Annotated in this window: 17 protein-coding genes and 1 pseudogene; 6 read left to right on the top strand and 12 right to left on the bottom strand. The window is 58.9% G+C overall.

The features are described 5' to 3' along the window. Window positions 1-32: 32 nt before the first annotated feature. The 6 genes and pseudogenes from WBG04_RS12420 to WBG04_RS12395 all read right to left on the bottom strand — a co-directional run bounded on the left by WBG04_RS12420 (window position 33) and on the right by WBG04_RS12395 (window position 6,450). On the bottom strand, window positions 33-1,187 hold the full coding sequence (locus WBG04_RS12420) for an efflux RND transporter periplasmic adaptor subunit (RefSeq protein ID WP_424314752.1): 1,155 nt from the start codon (window positions 1,185-1,187) through the stop codon (window positions 33-35). A gap of 58 nt (window positions 1,188-1,245) precedes the next feature. After that, window positions 1,246-2,703, bottom strand: a complete 1,458-nt coding sequence (locus tag WBG04_RS12415) for an efflux transporter outer membrane subunit (protein WP_424314751.1) — start codon at window positions 2,701-2,703, stop codon at window positions 1,246-1,248. Between the two features lie 366 nt (window positions 2,704-3,069). Continuing rightward, complete coding sequence (locus tag WBG04_RS12410; RefSeq protein WP_424314750.1) at window positions 3,070-3,525, bottom strand: DUF5069 domain-containing protein; 456 nt, start codon at window positions 3,523-3,525, stop codon at window positions 3,070-3,072. 44 nt (window positions 3,526-3,569) lie between these two features. Beyond that, window positions 3,570-4,172 carry a 3-keto-disaccharide hydrolase gene (locus tag WBG04_RS12405; protein WP_424314749.1) on the bottom strand — a complete coding sequence of 201 codons (603 nt, stop codon included), beginning with the start codon at window positions 4,170-4,172 and terminating at the stop codon, window positions 3,570-3,572. 500 nt (window positions 4,173-4,672) lie between these two features. Continuing rightward, a pseudogene (locus WBG04_RS12400) lies at window positions 4,673-5,312 on the bottom strand (CmpA/NrtA family ABC transporter substrate-binding protein); the annotation flags it as partial. 109 nt (window positions 5,313-5,421) lie between these two features. Beyond that, the gene (locus tag WBG04_RS12395) at window positions 5,422-6,450 is read right to left on the bottom strand and encodes a CmpA/NrtA family ABC transporter substrate-binding protein (protein WP_424314748.1); all 1,029 of its coding nucleotides are present in this window, start codon (window positions 6,448-6,450) and stop codon (window positions 5,422-5,424) included. 94 nt (window positions 6,451-6,544) lie between these two features. Here WBG04_RS12395 and WBG04_RS12390 point away from each other — a divergent pair, with 94 nt between their 5' ends. After that, window positions 6,545-7,468, top strand: coding sequence for a LysR family transcriptional regulator (locus WBG04_RS12390; protein WP_424314747.1), 924 nt, complete (start codon window positions 6,545-6,547; stop codon window positions 7,466-7,468). 183 nt (window positions 7,469-7,651) lie between these two features. Further along, entirely contained in the window at window positions 7,652-7,774 is a 123-nt protein-coding gene (locus WBG04_RS12385; protein WP_424314746.1) for a hypothetical protein, read from the top strand. A gap of 23 nt (window positions 7,775-7,797) precedes the next feature. On the opposite strand, the gene WBG04_RS12380 is transcribed toward WBG04_RS12385, so the two are convergent. The 3 genes from WBG04_RS12380 to WBG04_RS12370 all read right to left on the bottom strand — a co-directional run bounded on the left by WBG04_RS12380 (window position 7,798) and on the right by WBG04_RS12370 (window position 12,099). Next, window positions 7,798-9,294 carry a S10 family peptidase gene (locus tag WBG04_RS12380; RefSeq protein WP_424314745.1) on the bottom strand — a complete coding sequence of 499 codons (1,497 nt, stop codon included), beginning with the start codon at window positions 9,292-9,294 and terminating at the stop codon, window positions 7,798-7,800. A gap of 82 nt (window positions 9,295-9,376) precedes the next feature. Then, a complete protein-coding gene (locus WBG04_RS12375) occupies window positions 9,377-10,651 on the bottom strand; it encodes a hypothetical protein (protein WP_424314744.1) in 1,275 nt (424 codons plus the stop codon). 128 nt (window positions 10,652-10,779) lie between these two features. After that, entirely contained in the window at window positions 10,780-12,099 is a 1,320-nt protein-coding gene (locus WBG04_RS12370) for an NAD(P)/FAD-dependent oxidoreductase (RefSeq protein WP_424314743.1), read from the bottom strand. 160 nt (window positions 12,100-12,259) lie between these two features. Here WBG04_RS12370 and WBG04_RS12365 point away from each other — a divergent pair, with 160 nt between their 5' ends. Genes WBG04_RS12365 through WBG04_RS12350 form a run of 4 tightly spaced genes read left to right on the top strand, consistent with a single transcriptional unit; the run spans window position 12,260 to window position 18,757 of the window. Then, window positions 12,260-12,964, top strand: a complete 705-nt coding sequence (locus tag WBG04_RS12365; protein WP_424314742.1) for a TetR/AcrR family transcriptional regulator — start codon at window positions 12,260-12,262, stop codon at window positions 12,962-12,964. A 5-nt stretch (window positions 12,965-12,969) separates the two neighbouring features. Beyond that, window positions 12,970-14,376 carry an efflux transporter outer membrane subunit gene (locus WBG04_RS12360; RefSeq protein ID WP_424314741.1) on the top strand — a complete coding sequence of 469 codons (1,407 nt, stop codon included), beginning with the start codon at window positions 12,970-12,972 and terminating at the stop codon, window positions 14,374-14,376. Window positions 14,377-14,388: 12 nt separating this feature from the next. Next, window positions 14,389-15,561 carry an efflux RND transporter periplasmic adaptor subunit gene (locus WBG04_RS12355; protein WP_424314740.1) on the top strand — a complete coding sequence of 391 codons (1,173 nt, stop codon included), beginning with the start codon at window positions 14,389-14,391 and terminating at the stop codon, window positions 15,559-15,561. Window positions 15,562-15,565: 4 nt separating this feature from the next. After that, on the top strand, window positions 15,566-18,757 hold the full coding sequence (locus tag WBG04_RS12350) for an efflux RND transporter permease subunit (protein WP_424314739.1): 3,192 nt from the start codon (window positions 15,566-15,568) through the stop codon (window positions 18,755-18,757). Window positions 18,758-18,763: 6 nt separating this feature from the next. Here the strand turns inward: WBG04_RS12350 and plsX are convergent, their stop codons facing one another. The 3 genes from plsX to WBG04_RS12335 all read right to left on the bottom strand — a co-directional run bounded on the left by plsX (window position 18,764) and on the right by WBG04_RS12335 (window position 20,572). Continuing rightward, entirely contained in the window at window positions 18,764-19,789 is a 1,026-nt protein-coding gene (gene plsX / locus WBG04_RS12345) for a phosphate acyltransferase PlsX (RefSeq protein WP_424314738.1), read from the bottom strand. Window positions 19,790-19,876: 87 nt separating this feature from the next. Further along, window positions 19,877-20,059, bottom strand: coding sequence for a 50S ribosomal protein L32 (rpmF, locus tag WBG04_RS12340; protein ID WP_424314737.1), 183 nt, complete (start codon window positions 20,057-20,059; stop codon window positions 19,877-19,879). Between the two features lie 12 nt (window positions 20,060-20,071). Next, window positions 20,072-20,572, bottom strand: coding sequence for a YceD family protein (locus WBG04_RS12335; protein ID WP_424314736.1), 501 nt, complete (start codon window positions 20,570-20,572; stop codon window positions 20,072-20,074). Window positions 20,573-20,583: the final 11 nt, after the last annotated feature.

Raw genomic sequence — 20,583 nt, 5'->3', positions numbered from 1 at the left:
GATCAGTGAGCAGTGATCAGTGGAAGAACAGGTCAGGGTGCCGGCTGTGGGGCGACGACGGCTCCATCGCGGGCGCGCTGGAGGCCGGAGACGATGACCCTTTCACTGCCATCGAGTCCCTTGAGGATGACGGTCTGGCGTTCGGGGACCCGGTTGGGATCAGAGACGGGGGCTTCCACGGAGTCGCCGGCGACGATGCTGCGGCGGCGGACGGTATTGCTGTCATCGACGATCCAGACGTAATCACCGGCGAGGTCGCGGAGGATGGCGACCGATGGGATGAGCAGAGCGGTGGTCTGGTCCTGGTTGTCCGGGTTCGGACCGGCGGGGAATCCGACGAGGCCGTAGAGGCCGGAGGAGAGATGCGCGTCGGGATTCGGAAAAATCGCCCGGACCTTGGCGGTGCGTGTGGAAGGGTCGATGCGGTTGTCGATGAAGTCAATGGTGCCGGGCTTGTCGTAGATGGTGCCGTCGGCGAGTTCGAGGCGGATCTTTTTGTCGGCGAAGCGTTCGACGCCGCCTTCCTTCGATCGTTCGTCGAGATACTTGATCATTGCGCGTTCAGGAACCTCGAAATAAGCGCGCATGACGGAATCGTCGATGATGGTCGCGAGGAGGGTTGGGTTGACTCCGCCGACGAGGTTTCCGGGGTCGACGAGGACGCGGGACATCCGGCCTGTGACCGGAGCGGCAATGCTGGTGTAGCCGAGACTAATTTTGGCGTCGGAGAGCTTGGCCTCGGCCTGGCTAACGGCGGCCTTGGCTTGGGCAAGCTCGGCGTTGGCGATTTCGAGATCGATTTCAGAGACGGCGCGGGTTTTGGCAGCTGCGGCGATGCGATTTCTTTTCTTCTCGGCGAGTTGCTCGCCTGCGCTCGCACGTTCCAGATCGGCTTCGGCGGCATTGACGGCAAGTTGGTAGGGTTCCGGCTGAATGACGAAGAGTTCCTGGCCCTTTTCGACAAGGTAGCCGCCCTTGAAGTCAGCCTTTTCGAGGATGCCGCTGACACGAGCCCGGATTTCGATTTCCACGGAACCCACGAGGGTGGCGGGGAAGTTCTTGTAGACAATGACCTCGCGTGACACGGGCTTGGCGACCGTGACCGGCAGAGGTTGAGGGGCGGGTGCGCTCTGCTTTTTTCCGCAGGAGACTAGGGCAAGTACGGCAAGAAGGAGAAGGAGCTTCATGGAAATGGCCGGGTGGGATGGAAGGATTTGGCGTGGGCGGCTCGTGGCGAGACTCTGATTAGGGCTTGCCGTTTTGCTCGACGGCGGGTGCTTGCATTTCCGTGCCGCCGCCGAGGGCTTTGAAGAGAGAGACATAACCAGCGGCGATCTGGCCCTGGCTGATGGCTTGTTCGTCTTCGTTGCCAAAGACCGTACGCTGGGCGTCGAGAACGTTCTGGAAGTCGATGAGACCTTCGGTGTAGTTGGCAGTGACGAGCTCTTCGGTTTTCAGCGAGGCGGTGACGGCGGTGTTGAGTTCGTTGAGACGATCCCGTTCGTTGCGAACGGTGGAGAGGCTGTTTTCGACTTCCTCGACGCCCTTGAGGACGGTGTTTTGGTAATTGAAGAAGGCTTGTTTGGTGAGCGACTCCTCAATCGCGATCTGGCTCTGGATCCGTCCGGCGCTGAAGATGTTCCAGCGGAACGAGGGGCCGAAGCCGTAGTTTCGGGAGCTGGACTCGAGGAGGTTGTTAGAGTCGAGTGCCTGGAGGTCGAAGGTTCCGGAGAGGACAAAACGGGGGAGGAGGTCGGCTTCGGCGACGCCGATCCTAGCGGTCTGGGCGGCGAGCTCACGCTCGGCGGCGCGGATGTCGGGGCGGGCGCGGACGAGGTCAGCGGGGATACCGACGCCGAAGCTGCCTTTCGGCACGGGGATGCCTTTGGATTTTCCAAGCAAAGATTGGGTCGGTGCCGGATAGCGTCCGATCAGGGTCGCAAGTCGATTGACGGAGAGGTTCCGTTGATTGCGCAGGAGGGGAATGATCGAGCGGGTAGTGGCGAGGTTGGTGGTCGCCTGAGAGACGTCGAGCTCGGGGGATAGGCCGGCATCGAGGCGGTCCTGAGTGAGGCTGACGGCACCCTCCTGGTTGGCGATGTTCTTTTCCGCGACGCGGATCCGTTCTTCGAGGGTGCGGATCTGAATGTAGTTGAAGGCGACCTCGGCGTAGATGCTGACTAGGGTGTCTCGGTAGAGTTCTTCGACGCCCTCGACGGTGGCGTCGGCGGATTCGACGGCGCGGCGGACGCCGCCGAAGAAGTCGAGTTCCCAACTGGCGTCGAGGCCGGTGGTCCAGAAGTCGTTGGTTTTGCCGCCGCCGGGTAGTCCGATGTTTTCGCTGGTGCGATTACGGGAAACGGAGCCGTCGAAATCGATGTTGGGGAAGAGCTGGCTGCGGGGGATGCCGCGGGCGGCGCGGGCTTCGGTGATGCGTTCGTAGGCGATGGCAAGATCCCGGTTGGATTCGCGAGCTTTGGAAATGAGCAGATTGAGGGTCGGATCGTTGAAGCGGGTCCACCAGGACTGGAGGCTGGGGTTGCTGGAGTTGAGGTCGCTGGCAAGGCTCTGGTTCCAGTAGTCGGGAGTGATGGAGTCGGGCGCGGTGTAGTTCGTTCCGACGATCATGCAACTGCTGACCAGCATGATCGCGGGGAGCTGAGAGAGCCGCAGGAGGCGGAAATGAGAAAAAAAGCGGGCCATGTCAGAACGGGGGGGAGAATTGAGGGAAGGCCGGGATTTGTCGATGATCATTCGGGGGCTGCAGAGCGGGAGGTGGAAAATTGAAGGGAAAAGCATTCACCAAGTGCATTTCGGCCCGTGCTTGATTTTGACATCGACCCGATTTCGATATCAACCCGGCAAACGAGAAAAACTCACTATAACGGCGTTCTGATCCCCATCTTCATTGCATTGCTTCTAATGGACAGTTTGGTCTCGGCAAGGATCGAGAAATCAGTCGCCAACGCGCCGATGATTTTCACTTTTGCCGGAGGAGGGCGGCAATCCTGTTGAAAAAGCAAAAAACCTTGATCGACACCAATTACTACGGCGACGCTAAGTCAGCGTTCAGATCCGACCCTCTTCGATGTCGTAGACGTCGAACCAGCAGTAGACGATCTTGTTGGCAGGGATGAACTCAGGGATGTAGCCTTCGAGGAACTCTTGGAGTTCAATCGGCATTTCACAAATCCGTTTGCCACGCATGTCGTTGTTCCACTGGATGATCTCGCGCTTCTCATGTGACTTTGCATTCTTTTCAATCCATGCGCCCACCGCTTCGTCGTCAGCACCGGTGGCGACGAAGTTTTTGAAATCCTCGGCAGTGATGCCAGCGAAGTTGAGGAAGAAGTTGTCGAGCGGACAATCGAAATGGTATTCGCCGTTGGTTCCGGCCAGCACGGCACGGCACTTGTCGAGCGTTCTGGCGGCAACCACGTAGCCACCCAAGGTTTCGCGGGGACTGCGGGGGAATGCTCCGCTTGTGAGATCGGGGGCGAGGGATTTGAGGTCGGTTTCTGACATGAGGTGAGCTTAAAGCCCGTTTCCCGGGTCGCAACCGAAAGCATTCACGGAAGTTCCTCGATCTCGAGGTCCTTGTAATGAACCTGAAAGGGCTTCCCACTGTGGGTTTGGAGCGCAATCAGGCCGGTGAGCGGGATGTCCTTGTCTTTTTCAGTGAAATCAACCGTGAGAATGCCATTCAGCCACAACCGGATGCGCGGACCCTCGCAGCGGATACGGTAGTCATTCCATCCTTCCTTCACCGCCTTCGCCGCGGCCTCGCTGACATGGTCGCCAATGATTTTCTTTCTACGGGACTCATCGTAGAGCTTGCCCCAGTAGCCGACACCGATGTCGGCCTGGTAACCGATCATTTCGTGATGATTCGGAATCCGCTCGCTGCGGATCTGAATGCCAGCGTTGGGTTTCGCCCCTTCGACTTTGACCTTCAATCGCAGCTCAAAATTCGAGTAGCGCTTGGGGAGCGTGATGAAGGTGTTGTGGGGAATCGGCTTTTCGAGAGATCCCCCGACGATGGCACCGTCCGCGACCTTCCACCACTGCTCCTCGCCCTCTCGAACTTCCCAGCCATCAAGCGTCCTGCCATCGAACAGGGGAGTAGCGGAAGCCATGCAGGCTCCGAGCAGTAGCAAAGTGAGAAATCTCATTGGGGGGAGGGTAGACTATCTTTCTTGGAGGAAAAGAGAAAGGACACAGACCAGAGTGGTGCGTGACTTATCGCAATTTCGAGGGCATCCGTCGTGGCATGACCGTCCCGATCATGATTGCAAGAGCAGGTGGGACCACTCGTCCTTGGAATTGATCGATCTTGCGGATGATCAATGACCGAGACAGCTACGCCACGGCGCAAGCTGGTGATTGATGCTCTTCACCACCTGCCGGATCGAACGCCACATTTCACGGATCGATCCCATGGTCGCGTATGGGCACTAGTGATCTAACCGGGCTCAATTGACGGGAAAAGGGTCTTGAGCTTGATCCGCGCGTCCGATGTGAAGAAGTGCCAATTGATTCGGACCGTCTTGCCGTTGCGTTCTTTGGTCCAGGCCGCGACTTCAGTTCGGAGTTCACCCATGCCTGCAATGCGGCACTGGAGGCACTGCCGTGAGAACGCGCTCAGTTCGCATTCCGCGATGTAGTGCCAACTCATCATCGGTGGTGGGGTGACGGAGAGTTCCACTTCGGCATCGGTGCGGCCGCCGATGTCGGTCGCGGTATGCATGCCGGGATGGATCCCTGCGGCAGCGAGCCAGTAGCGGATTTCGTAGTTATGGGTCGAAGTTGGGAAAACCATGCCCATCTGGAGCTTCTCGCCGTCTTCGAGTTTCTCATCGATGATGGGCTTCAGTGAGTCAGCGGTGATGGGGTGCGTGGCAGTGGGGGAGTGGGGGAGTCGAGGCTGGGATCGTTTTCCTGCATCTGGCTCCAGATATCATTGGAAACGGTAATGCCTTTGCCATTGAGATCCATGGTGAAGGAGGTGATCACGTGGGCCTTGGTGCCGAAGCCGATGGTCGCGGCAATCGGCTGGCCGGAGAGCATGTGGGCACCGTCGAGTCCACCCGAAATGACATTGTCGAGCAGGGTCTTCCAGTTTGGTTGGGCGATCACTTCGACCTGGAGGCCTTCGTCTTCGAAGAAGCCTTTTTCCTTGGCGATGACAATGGGGGGCCGTCGGTCAGCTTGATGAAGCTGAATTTCAGTTCGTTTTTTTCGACGTCGAGTTGATCGGCGTGGAGTGATCCGAGTCCGAGCGATATGATGAAAATGGCGTGACGAATATGCATGAGACGTTGGTGTTGGTAGTCACCACGTCATGCAGCGGTGGGTGTGCCACGAAAGCTCACTCAAGGAGGATTGCATGAGCTGCATTCTCATCGATGGGATGAGTTTCGGTCATGCCGGCAGGAGGATTTTTTCCGAAGCACGGAAGAGGTCCTGACGGTAGAGTCGGGTGAGGGGGGCGGCGGTGGTGTTGTCCGGAAGGAGTCCGGTGCTGCGCATGCCGGAAAGGAACCATGAGGCCTTGTCTGCGGTGGGGCAGTTCAGGTCGTTGCCATAGAAGAGGTGGAAGTCCGAAGCGTCGATATTGCCCCTGCCACTGAGGAAGACCCGGCCGAGGCTGTTCTGAAGGGTGGCTTTCGAGCAGCCGGTGTAGTCAGGTTTTGAAAGGATATCGATCAGCTCCGGGCGGAATTCCTGGTCGTGGCAGATCCGGCAGGCGTGGAGGAGGGCGGCACCAAGCGCGATGGTTTCTTCACGCCGCTCGCCGATGAAGGATCCTTCGACCAGAAGGACTTTTTCCGGGTGTCCGGTAGCCAATTCGGCCGAGGTGGCGGGACACCAGCCGTTTCCCGAGAGAATGGCTTCTGAATTCCACGGCTCGCCGACGCAGTAGCCGTCGATGTGATCGGACGCGAGGTGGCCGGGCATGAGCGGTGGTGGAAGAAAGACGATCTCGACATCGCGGCCGGGTTCCAGTCCGTGGCGTTTCAGCCAGGCATGGAGCAGGATGTGATGGGAGGAGAAGCGATGGGCGGCGGCAAAAGTTGGTGGTCGGCGGTTTTTCCAACGATGGGTGATGAAGGCGGCAAGGCCCTCGCCATGGCGGATGGATTCGGCAGGAAGTTCGTTGGAGAGGGTGATGGCGTTCCCGTGGGCGCTGAGAATCAAGGGGACGGCCATGTCCCTTCGCAAATTGCTAAGTCCCAAGGCGAAGTAGAAGGCGAGTCCGGCAATGGACTGAGCGGCATCGAGTTCGCCATAAAACAGCATGTCGCGAACGGTGGCCCATCCCGGCTGTCGGGAGATCTGCACGTTCAGACCGTATTTCTTGAAGATTCCAAGTTCGTGTGCCACCGCCACGGGAGCGCAGTCGTTGAGCGGGACAAATCCCAATCGAATGGGGCTTGTGGCGGAGTTCATGGGCATGAGCGCTCACAAGCGCAAAGGGTGCCAATCATGGGGGCTTGGCATGCACCGTGCTGATTTCTCGCGGAATCCGGAATGAATTTACCTCATGAATGAGCTGCTACCCGACCTCCGACAGCTCAGGGCCTTTGTGGCGGTTGCAGATGAGGGAAGTTTCACGCTGGCGGCGAAGAAGCTCTATCTGACGCAGTCGGCGATCAGCCATTCGATGCGTGCTTTGGAAGACAGCCTTGATTGTCGGCTGCTTGAGCGTCTTGGAAAGAAGACGGTCCTGACTGAGGAAGGGCATGTCTTTCTCAGGCGTTGTCGGCGAGTCCTTGGAGAGCTCGAGATGGCCGGTCGTGAGTTGGATGGCTTGAAGCGCTGGGGACAGAGTCGGATCCGCATCGGAGCACCGCATTCGCTTTGCCAATTCCTTTTGCCGACGGTGCTGAGGGAGTTTCGCGATTGCTTTCCCCGCTGTGAACCCGCGATTGAGGCCGGTGATACGGTGAGCTTGCTGGAGCGGCTTGCCGAACATGAATTGGATCTCGTCCTGGGATTGAAAACGCAAGGCGCGCAAACTTCGAAATCCCGGCTGCTGTTCGAAGACAAGATGGCCCTTGTCGTTCCTCCCATTCATCCCTGGGCCGAGAGTGGTGTCCCTGATCGGGAGGATCTTGAAAAGATTCAGTTCATCATCTACGCGCGGTCGAGTGAGACCCATCGTCTGCTGGAGAAGCACTTTGAAGAGATGGGCATTCGCTTGCGGGCACCGCTCGTGCTGGGAGACATGGAGGCGATCAAGGAGATGTCGAAAATCGGCATCGGAGTCGGAATCATCGCGCCATGGGTCGCCAAGCGGGAGCTGGATGAGGGGACACTCGTCGCCATCCCGACGGGAGGTAAGCTTATTGTCCGGCAGTGGTCGATATTCTGGAATGCCGACCGCCCGCTCAGCCTGATCGAGGAGACCTTTGCGGGAATTTCGGGAATGGTGGGAAGTGAGCTGTCCCGATTGAGTCGCTTCTGAAGGAGGCTTCTCCGAACGTAAAACGCCGAATCCCGTTTCAGAATTCGACGCCTTCGTGTTTCGTGGCCTGGCTGGCTGTTAGAAGCTGGTTACTGATATGGTTTCGACCAGATCCCGGGGTCACGGGAGCGGTCTTGTCGAAATCCATGAGATAGGCGTAGGCCGTGAAATGAACTTGTAGGAATGACCGAAATCAAACTCCAGAATCAGAAGGGTCCAAGCACCTCGAATTCCCTACCGACTTCAAGCCGGGGAGCGGATTGGGGCGAGGAGGCGCTTGGCGTGATGGTTGGCGATGATGCCTAACAGGTGTTCACGAAGGCCTTAAGTCATTCCCCCGAGAGGAACTTGACAAGGTCCTTGCGCGATTTCTCGAGATCCGGAGGATTGAGATAGAACATGTGACCTGCCTCATACTCGGTGTGGGTAATCCTGTTCTGCACCGACTCCGGAGAATCGGTCATCTGGTTGAGGGAGTAGCGGATTCCGTCTGGAGGGGTGGCCAGATCACAGCCACCTTCCATGACAAGCACGCGCAGATGGGGGTTGTCGCGCATCGCAGTGGCGAGTCGGTTGGTGAGATTGACGTAGCGATTGTCGGCATCCCATTTCCATGGCTGGACTTTGCCCGTCAGAATCTCATAAGGAGCGTCTTCGTCCCAGCCGAGCTTCTCGTTGAGATAGCTGAGCATGGCGGTGGAGTAGGCGCCGAGGGCGAGCGAGAAGGATGGGTCGTATTCGGGCCACTGGCTGGCTTCATTGCCGGCTGGCCAGGCGACGCGGGCATCGAAGCGTCCGACGACCTTGCCTTCGGAGCGCAGCAGTTCGGCACGGAAAAGGCTGGGATCAATTTCAAGATCGAGTTTTTCGATCAAGTCGGCATCGAGTGAAGTCAGCCGGGAAAGTGTAGCAGCGATTTCCTTCTTTTTCTCAGGAGCTAGGGCGTTGCCCTGCATCAAGGCGAGGGCGTAGTCGCCGTTCGCGAACTGGCGGGCCTCTTCGACGAGGGCGTCCCGCTCGCCTTTGATCTTTCCATGGAAGTGAGCGACCGAGGTGTAGGTGGGAAGGAAGACCGAATACACCAGATCGTCACCTTCACCGCCGCGCAGGGTGCGGAAGTCGAGCAGTGACGAGAGCAGGATGACCCCGTTGAGTGACATGCCGTAGCGTGACTGGAGGTGTTCGGAGAGGCCGGCGACGCGAACCCCTCCGTACGATTCTCCTAGTAGATACTTGGGCGAAGACCAGCGGTCGTTTTCGGTAATCCAGCGACGGACGAAGTCACCGATGGAGTTGATGTCCTCGTTGACACCATGGAAATCGGAGGGCTTGGCATCCTTTTCCGCCCGGCTGTAGCCGGTGGAGACCGGATCGACGAAAACCAGGTCCGTGTAGTCGAGGATGGAGAATTCGTTTGGAATGAATTTTGCCGGTGGTGCCGGTGCTTCGGTGCCGTCGCCGGGGATGTCGACGCGGTAGGGCCCAAGAATTCCCAAGTGGAGCCACACGGCTGATGAGCCAGGGCCGCCGTTGAAGGCGAACATCACCGGGCGTTTTGAAGCGTCTTCGACGTCCTTGCGCAGGTAGCTGACGTTGAAGATCGAAGCGCGTGGTGTTCCATCGTCCTTCTTGAGCTGGAGTTTGGAAGTCGTCACCGTGTAGTCGATCTTCTTGCCCTCGATGGTGACGGAGCCCTCGCGTGTGACGGGGTCCTTCGGTTTGGTCTCCGCAGGCGGCTTCTTATCAGGCTTGTCATCAGAGCCGGCCTTGGGATCGGCGGCGAGAGAGGGAAGGATGGCGAGGAGGAAAAGAAGGATTAGACGCATGCTGAAGGGAGCTTTGATGATGAATGGGCGGAGGTCGACCCCGGAAAGAGGGGCCAGTTTGAGATCGGGGGGAAATGGTGATTCAGCGTTGCCTTTCGCGAACGTCCTGCATCCGGCTTTCCAGGTGTTTGGCGACGCCCTCGGGGAGTTGGGCGGAGCCGATCCATTGTGAGGCACCGTCGAGGTCGCGCCACATCCAACCTTCCAGCATCCGGCGATACATGCGATCGCGATCACCGTCGTCGCCGATCCGGGCGATGTAGTTCGCGGCAAGCGCCGGGTCGTCCCTCATTGAATGCCAGACGAACTGGCGGTACGTGTTGTCGTCGGCGTCGCCGGCGTGCGAATCGAGAAAGTCGGCGGCCTGGCTTGGGTTCTCCATGGCCATCTGGTTCGAGAGTCCCCGGAGGGCGTTGGTGCGAAGTTCACCGGACGGCATGCTATCGAAATGAGCGATGGCAGCCGCTGAATCTTCGCGAGCCCAGACGCCCATCACGTTGTCGATGGCTCCGTTGGCGGCATCGCCGCCGCTGGTGGTGAGCCATTCGGCGGTGCCGCGCGGGTCGTCCTTGGCGAGTTGTTCTGCAACGCGACGAATGGCTCCATCGCGGAGACGGTCGTCTTCGATGGAAGTCGCCCAGTTTTTGGCGGCATCGCCACCTTGAGAAATGAGGTGGGGAATGATGGACCTGAGGGCGTCGCCGCGTTCCTCGGAGTAGGGCATCGAGGTCATCAACTCGCTTGCGCGGGCGGGGTCGTATTGCGCCAGGCCGCGGATCACGCCAACCATCCAAGGATTGGCATCGTCGCCCTCATGATTGTCCTGAGCCCAGGCAATTGCGGCCTCGGGATCGGTGGTGACCCATGACGCTAGGATGGTGTTCCGGGCAAAGGGGCTGCCGGTGTTTTCCTTGGCGTAGTCGAGCGCTTCGAGTGGATCGATCTTTGCCCAGGCGGTTAGCAGCATGGCATACTCGCCCATGTTTTCCTGGGCGAATCCCGAGTCACGGAATTCGGCGACGACGTTCTCGAACTCGTCGGGTTCCAGTGTGTTGATGAAATCCAGCCACGCCTGGGCGCGGTCCAAAGGATCGATCGTGCTGATGATCCGCTTCATTTCCTCGGCGGCGGCAGAGGCGCCGCTCGCAGAAGGACCTTCGTTGGCGCGCATGGCCTGCGACAAGCTTGTGCTCGCCGATCCTGTTGAGCGCTCAATTTTCGGAGTTCTTTCCGGCACCGCGACTGCCGACTTTTCTGCGGAGCTGGCGGGATTGGGCGAGCTGGCACGGCCGGCGATGAAGGAGCCAACGGAGGCAATCAGGACGGCGCCGGCGGCAAGTGGAATTCCGAGTTTCATGGGTCCGATGGGAAATCGTTACTGAGGAGGGACTTTGTTCAAGGAAGATTGGCACCTATTGATCCATCTTCAAGCTTGGGAAGCGGGTTTGCAGGGTAGTACCAGGGAAGAGAGTCCCACCTGCTGTGCTATCCGGCTGCGCGGTCAGCCGGTGGATGGACGATGATTCGCGCTTCCGGTTCGTTCTTGATGTAAGAGAAGGCCCAGCCGAGCAGGACGGCGAGCTTGTTGCGGAAACCGATGAGGAAGAGGATGTGGACCAGCAGCCAGGCGACCCAGGCGGGGAAGCCGCGAAGTTTCATTCTGCCGGCTTTCACGACCGCCACGTTCTTTCCGATGATGGCCATCATGCCTTTGTCAAAGTATCGGAACTTGGGTCTCAGCGACACTTTCGTGTCTGCAAAGCGGGTCCCTTCGAGCCTTGCTTCCTCCTTCAACACATCAGCGACGTGGTCTCCCATCTGAACGGCGGCGGGGGCAACTCCCGGAACGGCGACGCCTTCGCGGTCGGTCATTCGAACAAGATCACCGGCGACGAAGATATCCGGCTTGCCGGGAAGCGACAGATCGAGCTCAGGAGTGATGCGACCCGCCGCATCTGCCAAGGGAACTCCGAGTTGGCGGGTGAGGGGATGGGCTTCGACCCCGGCGGCCCAGATGATGGCTGCGGCTTCAAGCGAAGTCCCGTCGGTAAACTCCAATCGCTGTTCGGAAACATCGCTGACCCGATGGCCCGTGCGGACCTCGGCACCCAAGGATTCCAGCCGTTGGCGTGCGTATTCGCTCTGATCATTGTCGAATGTCGAGAGGACGAACTTGGCATCTTCAATGAGGATCACCCTCAAGTCGGAGGTTTCAAGATGGCGAAACTCGTCTTTCATCGAATGGCGAACGAGCGCCGCGAGGGCCCCTGCCAATTCCACCCCGGTCGGGCCACCACCGACGATGGCGACGGTCATGAGCTTCTTTCTTTCCTCCAGATCGGTGGTGCGCTCGGCACGCTCGAGATTGGTGAGGATGGTGCGCCGGACCGATTGGGCGTCGGCAAGCGATTTGAGTCCGAGGGTGTGCTGCTCCCACTGCGGATTGCCGAAAAAGGACGTCCGCGCTCCCGCGGCGAGCAAGAGGTAGTCCCATTCATAGCGGGTGCCGGATGCTCCCGTCGCGACTTTGCCGTCCGGGTCGATGGTCTCGATATCGTCCATCAGCACCGTCACGTTTTCCGCCTTGGCCAAAATCTGGCGGATCGAGCGGGCGATGTCAGGAGCGGCCAAGGAAGCCGTGGCGACCTGATAGAGCAGGGGCTGGAAAAGGTGGTGATTGGTGCGATCGACCAAAGTTACCGAAAAGCGGGAGTCTCCGGAAAGCTTGCGGGCGGTTTCGAGGCCGGCGAAGCCTCCACCAATGATTAGAACCCGACGGACTTTCGATTCGCGCTTGTTACTCACACCGCGACACTGCCACGGCATTCCTAAACAGCAAGATCGAGCTTGTGAAAATTTTCACAAGCTCGTAAATCATTGGGAATGAATTGGCGGTAAAATTTTTCCAACAAAATATTCAATCAGTCGTTTGACAATAATTGGTCGTGGGTCAGAGTCGTGGCCGATGAGCACGACGAAGTCAAAAGCCGAGAGTGGAGCAGCAACTCGCCAGCGCTTGTTGGAGGCCGCCGAGCAATTGTTCTCCGAGGAGGGTTTTGACTCGGTTTCCGTGCGGGACATCACCGAGCGTGCCGGGGCGAACGTGGCGGCGGTGAATTACCACTTCAACAGTCGCGAGCATCTGGTCGAAATGGTGATTGAGCGCTACATCAATCCGGTCAATGACGAGCGACTGGCGAGGCTTGACGCTCTGGAGAAGAAATCGGGGAGCAAGGCGATTCCGCTCGAAGAACTTCTCGATGCCTTTATTCGGCCCTTTGCCACTCAGGTGAGGAAGAGCGAGCTCTCGGAGAAGATGTTTTATAAACTGATGGGGCGCTGTCTGGGTGATCGCGGCGGGCAGCTGCCGAAGTCGGTAGAGCAAGGCTTTCAGTTGATGTTGATCCGCTTCAAAAAGGCCTTTGCGAAAGCGCTTCCCACACTGGATGACGAGGAGTTGCTATGGCGCATTCATTTCACCGTCGGTGCCATGATTCACACCATGGCGCATGGTGAAACCTTGAATCGGTTTACCCAGGGTGAGTCGGGCTCGCCACCGATGGAAAAGACGCTCTCCCGATTCATTCAGTTCAGCGCGGCTGGATTGAGACAGGAGTTGCCGCGCGGGGAGTCCCGTGCGAAGGGGCCTCAAGAGGAGTTTCGATTCTGAGTATTGTGAGATTGCCTTCTAACACATGTGTGGGTGGGTTGCTGCCCTTGATCCTTGTCGCATGCACGGTGCTGCCTCCAGAGAGTCGGATGGACGAAGCGGGGAGCGCGCCGGGAAGCTGGAGTGCGACACGCGAGGCCAAGGCAGGCATCGACGACCACTGGGTTGATCGCTTTGAAAGTCGGGATCTCAGCTCCCTGGTCGGCGAGGCTTATGAGTCTAACAGGAATCTGCAGGCGGCAGCGGCACGCGTCGAACGGGCTTCGGCGACGGCGCGGGGTGCGGGTGCTGCGGCACGTCCCCAATTGAACGCAGCGCTGAATGGATCTCGGGACAAGCGGAACTTCATTGGTTTCCCGGGGGCGGCGGGTTCTTCGATTGCGAACACTTATGGGGCGAGCTTGAACCTCCAGTGGGAGATCGACTTGTGGGGGAGGATTCGGGCGGGTGAGGAGGCTTCTCTGGCGGACCTTCAGGCGCAGGGATACACTTACCTTGGCGCTCGTGCCTCGCTGGCGGCGCAGGTGGTGCGCGCCTGGTTGCTCTTGGCTGAGACCAACGAGCAGGTTGCCTTGGCGAAGGATTCGCTACGCGTCCGCAAGGATACCGCTGAGTTGATTCGCGGACGCTTCGAACTGGCTTCCGACGAAGCAGGTGCGAATGCTTCCCAGCTACGCCTGGCCGAGACCGATGTCGCAACGGCGCAGGCGAATTTGGCTCAGCAGGAGGGGGAGAACGATCAGGCGAAGCGTCAGTTGGAGATATTGCTGGGGCGCTATCCATCGGCGGAAATTGTGGGTTCCGCGAAGTTGCCGAAGGTTCCCAAGTTCCCGCCGGCGGGTCTTCCGTCGGAGTTGTTATTGCGTCGCCCGGACATCCTTTCTGCCGAACGGCAGCTGGCGGCGGCCGGTCGACGTGAGGCTGAGGCCAGCAAGGCGTTTTACCCGAGCTTTTCACTGACGGGGAGCTCGGGTCAGAGCACCAGCGAGCTGGGAAATATTTTCGATAGTGGATTCGGTGTTTGGTCGATCGCTGGGCAGGCCGTGCAGCCGATTCTGAGAGGTGGTGCGCTTCGATCCCAATTGGACGCGCGTAGTGCGGAGGAAAAGGAGGCCTTGGCGAATCTGCAGCAGACGGTTCTCGATGGCTTCGGCGAAGTGGAACTGGCGCTGGCCTCCGATCGCTTTCTGGCAGAGCGCGAGCAGTCGACGAGTCAGGCACTGGAAATCGCGACTGATGGAGCCGAGTCAGCGACCCGGGATTTTGCCTTGGGAACGGGTGATGTGCTGACGCTTCTTGTTTCCGAAAGCCGTCGGATCGAGCTGGCGACCCAGCAACTGATCCTGAGGCGTCTGCGTCTGGATAATCGGGTCAACCTGCACCTCGCCCTGGGTGGTGACTACAAACTTTAACTCACTCCGAACATGTTAGCTGAAGAAATGGAAAACGAAGAAGTCGCGCGGAAGGGTGCGATCAGCGCAGTATTGTCCTTTGTGTTGGTGCTGGTAATTCTGATAGGCGGAGCCAGCGTGATGATCCTGTTCGTCGTGAACAGGGTGAAGGCGAAACAGGAGGAACCCAAAGCGATCATCCCGACGGTGCAGGTGATGACGCTGGATCCCCACCAACACAGCGTGACCATCACGACTCAGGGGGTGGTTGAAAGCCGTCGCGAAGTCATGCTGGCATCGGAGGTTGGGGGGCGGGTGATCTCGGTTTCACCACAGCTCGTCGAGGGCGGGCGGGTGAATAAGGGAGACGTGCTGCTCGAGATTGATCCTGCGGACTACCGGGCGAATGTGGCGATGGCGAAAGCCGCCTTGGCGGACGCGCGATTGGCGCTGGAGGTGGAGAAGGCGAAAGCCGTTCAGGCTGACCGGGATTGGCAGAAGCTCGGACGGGGAGAAGCTTCGCCATTGGTGCTGCGCAAGCCGCAGATTGAAAGTGCCGAGGCGCGGATTGAGTCGGCGGCTGCGGAAGTCGAGCGGGCCGAGCGGGATTTGGAGCGCACCAAGGTGGTGGCGCCGTTCTCCGGTCGAGTGCGATCGGATGATGTGGAAGAGGGTGCGGTGGTGATGCCGGGCACTCGTCTTGCCGAGATCTATTCCGACAGTGATCTCGAAGTGCGATTGCCGTTTTCGCTGAGAGACTTTGGTTATCTCAATGGAGTGGATACAGCAGAGTTCGTCTTGAAAGCGATGATCGGCGGTGAGCAGCAAACCTGGCCAGCACTTCTTGATCGGATCGAAGGGGAAGTCGAGCGAGCCACCCTTTCGGGCTATGGCATCGCGAAGGTATTGCCATCCTCAAGTGGCCTTCCTTATCCGCCGGTCGGGTTATTTGTCGAAGCGATCGTTCCCGGTAGCGAGATCGATGGGGTGCTTGAGATTCCGCGGTCAGCGGTTCGTGGTGAGAACGAGGTCTGGGTGGAGCACGATGGAGAGCTGCAGAAGCGCACGGTCGAGGTCTTGAGATCGATGCGGGATGTGCTGATCACCCGAGGAGAATTCGAAGCGGAGGACCGGCTGGTGCTGACCCGTCTCGACGCGCCGATCAGCGGAATGAAGGTAGTCGTCGACGAGGGACCAAGCGAATAGGATCATGGAAGCGGTGATTAAATGGTTCAGCAAGAACCACGTGGCGGGGAACTTCCTGATGCTCGCAGTGCTCATGGCCGGCTTTTCGAGCTGGTTCACCTTGAGAAAGGAAATTTTCCCCGAACTGGCGATCGATGCCGTGCTGGTGAACGTGCCGTATCCGAATGCGACGCCTGAAGAGGTCGAACGTGGAGTGAACGTGCCGGTCGAGGAGGCGATCTCGGATCTAACAGGCATCAAGAAGATCCGGTCGACGGCTGCCCAGAACATGGGATCCGTGACGGTTGAAGTGGAGACCGGTTATGACGTCCGTGAATTGCTTGATGATGTCAAAAGCCGGGTCGACTCCATTGATAATTTTCCCGAGGAAGCCGAGAAGCCATTGCTTGAGGAAATCGTGGTCAAGGCACCGGTGCTCAGCATTGCGGTGACGACCGATCAGGAGGTTGATGAGACGACGCTCAATCGGATCGCCGAGCAGATCCGTGATGACTTGCTGACCTTTGAGGAGCCTCCTGCGGATGGGATCTTTGATTTCCTGGCAAAGGCCTTGGGTGGAACGGCGGACATCTCTCAGGTGGATGTCGCGGGGACGCGGGAGTATGAGCTTTCGATCGAGGTTTCCGAGGACCGGCTGCGCGAACTGGGTCTGACGCACGCGCAGGTGGCAAGTGCCGTGCGGCAAACCTCGGTGGATCTTCCCGGCGGATCGATCCGGGCCGACGGTGGGGAGCTGATCTTGCGGGCTTTGGGCAAACGCTTCACTGCGGATGAGTTTCGCTCCGTGCCGGTGGCGAGCCGTGCCGACGGGTCTGAGATTCTGTTGGAGGATGTGGCGACGGTTATTGACGGTTTCGAGGATGTGGATATTTCGACCCGCTTCGACGGCAAGTCGGGTGTGTTGGTGAATGTTTACCGGGTCGGAGAGGAGGACACGCTGCGCCTGGTTCGGGTGGTGAATGCCTACTTGGATGTCGCCGAAACACGCTTGCCGCGCGGAGTCAATCTGGCGATTTGGAATGATCAAAGCAGTTACCTCCAAGGGCGTCTTGATTTGCTGATGCGCAACGCGATGTGGGGTCTGCTGTTGGTGCTGTTGGTGCTGGCTTTGTTCCTGCGTCCTTCGCTCGCGTTCCTCGTGGCACTGGGGATTCCGGTTTCGTTTGCCGGTGGTCTATGGTTGATGCCGTACCTCGGCATATCGATCAACATGATCTCGCTGTTCTCGTTCATCCTGGTGCTCGGGATCGTGGTCGATGATGCGATTGTCACCGGGGAAAATGTGTACTCGCGTATTCAGGCGGGCGAGCATCCGAGGATCGCTTCATGGAAGGGGACTCACGAAGTTGGCACGGTGGTGGTGTTCGGGGTGCTGACCACGATGGTCGCCTTCACGCCGATGCTCGGGCTGAGCGGCGTGAGTGGAAAAATCTGGCCGAACATTCCTTTGGTGGTGATTCCGACACTGGCCTTCTCATTGATTCAGTCGAAGTTCGTACTTCCTGCCCATCTGTCGTTGCTGGCACCCCATCGCAAGGAGAAGCCGAAGAATCCGATTTTCCGTCTGCAAAGAAAAATTGCCGATGGTTTGGAGACTTTTGTTGCAAAGGTTTACAAGCCGACGCTGGAGCTTTGTTTGCGCTGGCGCTATGTCACGGCTGCCGGGTTTGTCGCCTTGCTGTTGATTACCCTTGGCTACGTCGCCGGTGGTCACGTGAAGTTCAAGTTCTTCCCGGAAGTTGAAGGCGATATCATTTCGGCGAAGTTCCAATTGTCGCAAGGAGTGCCATTCGAGGCATCGGTTGAGGTTTCGCAGCGACTCGAAGCGGCAGCGGTGGCGGTGGGCCAGCGTTTGAAGAACGATGCGGGTGAGCCGGTGCTGAAGCATTTTCTCACCAGCGCAGGCATCCAGCCTTTCATTACAAGCATGGCACCGGCGGGGCCGCCGAAGGCGACGCATCTTGGAGAGGTGACGGTTGAGCTGACTCCGGCGGTGGGACGGACGGTGAGAGCCAGTCAGTTCATCGATGAGTGGCGCAAGGAGCTTGGTGAGATTCCGGGACTTGTTGAATTGACCATGTCATCGGAAGCTGCAGGAGGTGGAAACGCGATCGACTTGAATCTTGCCGGGCAGGATCTCTCGCGACTGCGTGAGGCGACGGAATGGGTGAAGGCGGCCCTCGGTGAGTACGAGGGAGTGGTCGAAATCTCAGACTCCGACCGGGAAGGAAAGGATGAGCTTCGTTTGATTCGACTGACGCCCGCCGGCCGATCGCTCGGCTTGCGGCTCGAGGACATCGCCCGCCAGGTTCGCAATGCCTTCTATGGGGACGAAGCTCAGAGGCTGCAGCGCGGGCGGGATGAAGTGAAGGTGATGATCCGTTTTCCGCAGGATGACCGGCGAACGCTTGAGTCGCTCGAGGAAATGAAGATCAGGACCATGAGCGGGGAAGAAGTCCCGTTCAGGCAGGTCGTCGAGTATGGCTTCGGGCGGGGGGCTTCGGTCATCAATCGCACGGACCGTCAGCGCTCGATCAAGATCACGGCCGATACGATCGGGGACGCCAACGGGACCGAGATCGCTCAGACTCTGACGGAAGAGGTCCTTTCAAAGATTCCGTCGAAGTTTCCCGGTGTGCGCTACGCCTTTGAAGGAGAGCAGAAGGATCAGGCGGACAGTGTCCGGGAAATCGGAATCGGCTTCCTCGGTGCCTTGGTGATCATGTACGTGCTGATCGCCATTCCGCTCAGGTCCTACTGGCAGCCTTTGATCATCATGTCGGTGATTCCCTTCGGGATCATCGGGGCGATCGGTGGTCACATCCTGCTCGGCCTGAATCTTTCGATCATGTCGATGTGCGGCTTGGTGGCACTGGCCGGGGTGGTGGTGAATGACTCCCTCGTGCTGGTGGACTACGTCAACCGTCACCGGGGCGAACATCCGATCCGTCAGGCGGCGGTTGAAGCGGGAGGAAAGCGCTTCCGCGCGATCATGCTGACCTCGCTCACCACCTTTGCCGGCCTGATGCCGATGCTGCTGGAAACCGATCTTCAAGCGCGCTTCCTGATTCCGATGGCGGTTTCGCTGGGCTTCGGAATTCTCTTTGCGACGGTGATTACGCTCTTCCTCGTGCCCAGCATCTATCTGATGCTCGATGATGTGCAACGATTGGTGAACCGGAAGCGTCGGGCGTAGGGCTCGTCAGTCCTTCAGTGCCTCAAGCGTTTCGGAGATGTGCTTGTTGACCTTGTGGTCGACACTTTCGACGGCGACGCGAACGGCATTCTGGATGGCCAGGGCGCTGGATCCGCCGTGGGCGATGATCACCACACCGTTGATGCCCAAAAGAGGGCTGCCGCCGTAGGATTCGGCGCTTGAGCGGTGTTTCAGTTCAACGAAGGCTCCTTTGGCGATCAGTGCCCCCATCTTGCGAATGGGAGAGGCGGTGAGTGAGGCTTTGAGCCACTTGGACATCGCCTTGGCGGTCGCCTCGCAACTCTTGAGCACGACGTTGCCGGTGAAGCCGTCGCAAAGGCAGACGTCGAGTTCGGTTTCGAAAAGGTCGTGGCCTTCGACGTTGCCGAGGAATTCGAAGGGCGCGCGTCCGGTTTCGACGAACTGCTTGATGAGAGCGAAGGTTTCCTTGGTGAACGCCGTGCCCTTTTCATCTTCTTCGCCATTCGACATGATGCCGACCTTGGGGCGTTTGACACCCATCACGCCCGTCGCGAAGGCACTGCCCATGATGGCATAGCCGAGGAGGTGGGAGGGTTTCGCTTCCGGGTTGGCACCGGCGTCCAGGAGGTGGCAGGCGCCGAATTCGTTGGGCAGGGCCGAGGCGATGCCGGGGCGCTCGATGCCCGGGATGAGGCGCAGCTTGATCTGGGCCCCCGCGACGCAGGCACCGGTGTTGCCGGCAGAAACGAAGGCATCGGCGTCGCCCGATTTGACGAGATCGAGGGCGATGGAGATCGACGACTGCTTCTTGCGTCGAATGGTTTTGGCACCCGGCTCGCACATGCCGATGACCTCGGACGCATGGACGATTTCGATCCGTGGATCGGAAAGGTTCAGATCGTGAGCGGGAGCCGCGGACTCGATGACGGATTGCTCTCCGACGAGGATGAGCTTCTTGATCGTGGGGTAGTGGGCAAGAGCATCCCGGGCTCCGGCGAGGTTGACGGCGGGGGCCTTATCGCCGCCCATGGCATCGAGTGCGACAATCATGCGTAGGTTTTTTGCGAGATGTGGATACAAGAAATCACCGAGTCAGAAGTCCGACACGGCGATTTGGGAAAGGCGGGGAGGAGAGCCTCAGAAAGCATCCACTTCCAGCACCTTGCGCGAGCGGTAGTAACCGCAGGAAGGGCAGGCGATGTGGGAGGGCACGCGGCTCTCACACTCGGGACAACTCTTGAAGATCGGGGCACGCCAGCGGTTTGCACCACGGCGCATTTTTTGGCGGCTCTTGGATTGACGACGTTTTGGTACAGCCATGACGTAAAGTGCTTAAGGTTCTGAATCGGACTTCTTGAGCGCATCGAGGGCAGACCATCGGTCGTCGCCTTCGTCGCGGGGCCGGGTCTTTACGTCATCCTCGGAGGGTTTGTCTACTGCCAAATACTTAGGATCGATTTCGCATTTCTGGGGTTCGTCCGCATCGTCGCAGCGGGGGTCGGTCGGAAAGTGGATCAAAACCTCTTCCCGCAAGGCTTCGGTGGCATCGATCTGGCTGGAATTCCCGATTTCGAGGGAGATCGCCGCGTGCTCGACAAAAATCGTCTGGGTGAAGGGGTGCAGCGTTCGGACGCAGGTGAATTCGAAGGACGCGGAGAGCGAGCCGGTGAGCAGGAGCTCGGATTCGAAGCGTTGAACCCAAAGGTCGTAGTTCAGAGGGCCGACGGGCTTGGCGTCCTTCGGCGGCAGGTCGAAAACGGCGTCCGGAATCTCTCCGACAAATTCCTTTCCCTCTTCGGGAAGGGTGGGGAGGTCAATGATGAGGCCTTTCATGCCGCAGATGT

Source organism: Haloferula sp., from assembly GCF_049672945.1.
Lineage (GTDB): Bacteria > Verrucomicrobiota > Verrucomicrobiia > Verrucomicrobiales > Akkermansiaceae > Haloferula.
This window is presented reverse-complemented; position numbering and strand designations above follow the sequence as displayed.